Origin of the sequence: Methanobacterium alcaliphilum, from assembly GCF_023227715.1 — an archaeon.
In the GTDB taxonomy this organism is placed as follows: domain Archaea; phylum Methanobacteriota; class Methanobacteria; order Methanobacteriales; family Methanobacteriaceae; genus Methanobacterium_E; species Methanobacterium_E alcaliphilum.
Window position 1 is genome coordinate 1 of record NZ_JALKIF010000025.1, and the last position, 4459, is coordinate 4459.

Here is a 4459-nt window from a genome sequence, read left to right on the forward strand (position 1 = left end):
ATTCCATGGAACAAGATATACTAAGTGATCTTAAATCTGCTAAAGATTCTAATATGGGAATATACTCTTCTGATGAAGATACATACATTCGAAAAAATACTTATCTTATTTTAGGAAGACTATATCGAGATAATTTAGAATTAAGAGATATAATCATCAAATGTGGCGAAGAACTCTATGAAAATGGGAATGAAAATCAGAAACAGACCATAATTTATCTATGGGGAGAAATAGGAAAAATTAACTTGAATCTGGTTTCTAAATATTTGGAAGGAGCCCTTAATGAAAATAGTAGTAAAGTAAAAAATGCAGTCATGGGATCTTTAAAACAGATTGGTGAAAAAAATCCAGATCAAGCATTAGAGTTTTCACAAAAATTTTTAAATCATCCTGATCCGGAAGTACGCAGAGTAATTATTCATGGAATAGAATTGAGAGGCCGCACTCACCCTGAAGATGTTTTACCATTACTTCATCAAGTTCAATATGAGCAAGTTCCTCGTGTTAGAAACATGATTATCCATGTAATCGGTCAAATAAGTTACAAAAAAGATTGCTTAGAAAAAGTTGTTTCATCATTAGTTAATTGGGAAAATGAAGAATTAGTTAAAGATGCATTAAAAGAGATTATAGAAGTACATAAACGATATAAATTTTCTTCTAAATCTGTAAAAGAAGCAGATTCCCATATAAAAAGTAAATTTGGTTTTAATTTCTTTTTAGTCAGTTAATTAATCAAATGTATGGGGGGTGTGGTTGTTAGAAAAATAAAAGTTAAATCTGTATTAAACAAACACAAATATCAGGATAGCTGGTTTTTAGAACAATATACTATGAACCCTTATTTAGGATGCTCTTTTAATTGTCTTTATTGTTATGTTAATGGTAGTAAGTATGGAGAACATGTGCCTTCTGGTCTTTCAGTGAAAATAAATGCTCCTGATGTATTATACAGACAACTTAAAAACCGTGCTCGCAAAAGAGAGTATGGGATTATTGCTTTAGGATCTGCTACTGATCCTTATTTACAAGCAGAAAAAGATCTAAAAATTACGCGAGAAATCTTAAAAATTATTTATAGATTTCATTTTCCAGTGAATCTGCTTACTAAATCCACTCTTATTTTAAGAGATGTTGATCTTTTAAAAAAGATTGATGAAACTGCTAAGCTACCTTCAAATTTAGCTTCTAAATTACAAAGGGGAGTTATACTTGGGTTTTCTTTTTCTACTATGAATGAAGAGATTGCAAAAATATTTGAACCTGCGGCTCCTTCACCTCAAGAGAGGCTTAATACGATGGCTAAATTGAAAGAAGAAGGTTTTTTAGTAGGAGCATGCTTAATGCCAGTTTTACCATTTTTGTCTGATTCTGAAGAACATTTGAGTCAAATGGTAAAAATAGTAAAAGAACACGGTGGAGATTACGTATTGATCGGGGGTATGACTCTATTTGGTAACCAACCTAATGATTCAAAAGTAAGATATTTCACTGCTCTAAAAAATCATTTCCCTGAACTTTTAGAAAAAACGGAAGCACTTTTTAGAAATAAGGATTATGCTCCTATGGATTATCAAAAAAAGCTCCATGAGATAACTTTGAAAGTGTGTGATAAACATGGAATGCGAAATAGTATTATTTAATCTTTGGAATGTCTGGCAAATAATAATGAGATAAACCTGAGATTTAGAAGGGCAGTGAGAATATGGATACCTTACCTAATGAAGTAAAAAAAGTTTTAAATGACTATCTCTCTGTTTTTAATTTAGAATTGCCGGATTTGCTAGAATCATTTTATCTTATTGGTTCACTTGTATTAAATGATTACCATGCTGGAAAAAGTGATGTTGATTTTGTCGCGGTGATTAAACGAGATATGAACCCTAGAGAATTGAGCATACTTGGGAAAATACATAAAGAAATTAACCATAAATATTCTAAAACTACATTAGAAGGTTCTTATGTTACCTCCCGACAACTCAGTAACTTAAATAATATGGGGCCTGCTGTATATTTTGATGGTAGACAAATTAGAAATGACCTTAATTCTGGAAATGTGGGCATAATAACATGGTTTATATTAAAAAATTATAGTATAAGTGTGATAGGTAAATCTGCAGGTTATTATATCTCAAATATTGATGTTGATGAGTTAATTGATTATGTTAATTTAAATGTGAATACATATTGGGTAAACTGGACTGAACAAGCATCTAAAACTATATCAATAGAAAGTATTTTCATACTTTTTGAGCAAGGAGTTGAATGGGGTGTGCTGGGAATAAGCCGGCTTTATTACACGATGCATAAAAAGGATGTTGTATCAAAGTATGATGCAGGGGAATATGTATTAAAAAATACCCCTATCTCTTTTGAGAGGATAATTAAAGAAGCTTTAAGAATCAGGAAAGGTTTAGACAAAAAAAGTTATTATAACTCTCCTTTTAGACGTAAAAAAGATACTTTATTGTTTTTGCACCATATGCTTAATCAATTTTAGGTTTATGTATGGCCTGGTTTGTATTAAGAAGAATAAATAGATTGAAGCAACGGCTTTTTTTTTGGAATTGAATATTAATTTAAAAAGAAAAAGAAAAAGAGAAGAGAGTTTAGAAACTGTCTATAACTTCTCCCAGTAATTTTATGGATTTTTCTTTGTCAGGACCAATTGGGGAACCAGCTACGTATTGGGTTACGCCCATTTCTCCGAGAGCTTCGATTTTTGGGACGAAGTCTGCAGGGGTTCCTACAACAGAGAACGCGTCCATTAATTCGTCAGTAACAGCTCCGATTGCTCCACCAAAGTCACCTTTACCTAAGAATTCTCCGAATTTAGCACCAGTGTCAGGAGCTAGTCCGTGTCTTTCAAATACAGGTGGTGGGGATCCTGCTGCGATGAATGCGACAACGATTTTTGCTGCGCCTAAAGCTTTACCAGCGTCGTCATCTATGGAACAGCATGTGTATGCTGCAACGTCAACGTCAGATATGGATTTACCTTCTGCTTCTGCTCCTTCTTTAATTAGAGGTACAGCAGCTTCAAAGTCTTTTGGGTTTGATGCGTTAATTAATGCACCGTCGGAGAATCCTCCTGCGGTTTTTAACATCATTGGACCTTGTGCACCCATGTAAATAGGGATTTTTTCTTGGACAGCTTTGGTACCCATTAAGTTTGCACCGCTGTCTGTTTTTTTACCAGCCATTAAAGTTTCCATCATGGTGATGGCGCTTTTAATTGTACTGACTGGTTTAGTCCATTCGATTCCTAAAGCGTCAAAGGTAGCTTTGTCACCAGGGCCAATACCTAAAGTTGCTCTTCCGTTGGAGAGTTCGTCTAGAGTGGTTATTGCGGAAGCAGTTATTGCGGGGCTTCTCACATAAGGGTTGGTTACACCAGGACCCATTTTAATAGTTTCGGTTCCTGCAGCAATCAATGCTAAGGTTTCGTATACATTTTTGTTGTTGTAGTGGTCTGTAATCCAAGCGTATTCAAATCCTACGTCTTCTGCCAGCTTCACTAGCTTTACGATTTTTTCTATTGGCTCATTTGGAACAAATTCGATACCAAACTTCATAATATATCACCTTTTTAAAATTTATTTGCAGTATAAAAATATTTTGTGATTTAGCTGCAACCGAAAGTTTTAAATAGTGATTTTAAATTTGATTCACGCTTTTATATTGTATAATAAAAATAGGATAAAAATTTCATTAGTTTTAAATGGGAATACTATGGTAAGGATCCTTTATTGATTAAAAGAGGACTATTTCTCGTTTTAATTTAGCAATTTTATTTCTTTAATCGGGGGCTATTTTTTTTTATAATGTGCATTCACTCAGCAATGGCCTAACTATTGAAAAAAAATAGATTGAACTAAACTATTATGTGGAATATGAATCAAAATTATTTTTTCTCGACTGCAGATAATAGAATACAAATATTTGTATAACTTTTGAAATGTACTAGAAAAATTTATATGCCATGTTCCAATTAATAATTAAATGCACTTCGCATACATATCAGCATGGTAAATAAATGCCATTATTTTTGCAATAATTTCTAATATGTTTGTGTTTCTGTATGTGTTGTGTATTGTATGTGCCATGAATTAAGGCGTCGACTGGAGTGTGATTATCGTCACTCTGTGAAAGTTGTAATTTCCATTTATGGCTAAATATTATGATACTTATTAAAATGAGGGCTCAAACCCTTGTCTTCGGGCAAATGTTTGATGTTTGATGTTGGTTTGTGGTAGTATGTGGTGATTTTTGATTGCTACATATTGCGTACATGTGCTAAAAATACCTATGCTTATGGAATGTGATTTTTTCGTATAATTCCGTTTTTTAAGTGTTTTATATTGTACTTTCCCAATAAAATAATTACTAATTGTAGTAGTGTTTTTTTAAATCCGTTTGATCCTGGCGGAGGCTACTGCTATTGGGGTTCGATTAAGCC

The 4459-nt window shown here is 33.0% G+C and carries 4 protein-coding genes; 3 read left to right on the forward strand and 1 reads right to left on the reverse strand.

Annotated features, from left to right (window positions below; all coding sequences use genetic code 11):
* The 3 genes from MXE27_RS11630 to MXE27_RS11640 form a co-directional block, all read left to right on the forward strand.
* Nucleotides 1–731 (forward strand): HEAT repeat domain-containing protein (locus tag MXE27_RS11630; RefSeq protein ID WP_342766006.1); only part of this gene is annotated, 731 nt, incomplete at its 5' end.
* A gap of 21 nt (nt 732–752) precedes the next feature.
* Nucleotides 753–1643: an SPL family radical SAM protein gene (locus MXE27_RS11635; protein ID WP_248612616.1), complete on the forward strand. Its 891-nt coding sequence runs from the start codon at nt 753–755 to the stop codon at nt 1641–1643.
* 62 nt (nt 1644–1705) lie between these two features.
* Complete coding sequence (locus tag MXE27_RS11640) at nt 1706–2500, forward strand: aminoglycoside adenylyltransferase domain-containing protein (protein WP_248612617.1); 795 nt, start codon at nt 1706–1708, stop codon at nt 2498–2500.
* Nucleotides 2501–2609: 109 nt separating this feature from the next.
* Here MXE27_RS11640 and mer read toward each other — a convergent pair whose 3' ends face one another.
* Nucleotides 2610–3575 (reverse strand): 5,10-methylenetetrahydromethanopterin reductase, encoded by a 966-nt coding sequence (gene mer / locus MXE27_RS11645; protein WP_248612618.1) that lies wholly within the window; start codon nt 3573–3575, stop codon nt 2610–2612.
* Nucleotides 3576–4459: the final 884 nt, after the last annotated feature.

Bases quoted from the DNA above. Each gene is read 5' to 3' on its own strand.
- MXE27_RS11640 (WP_248612617.1), top strand. From the start codon at position 1,706: ATGGATACCTTACCTAATGAAGTAAAAAAAGTTTTAAATGACTATCTC.
- mer (WP_248612618.1), bottom strand. From the start codon at position 3,575: ATGAAGTTTGGTATCGAATTTGTTCCAAATGAGCCAATAGAAAAAATC.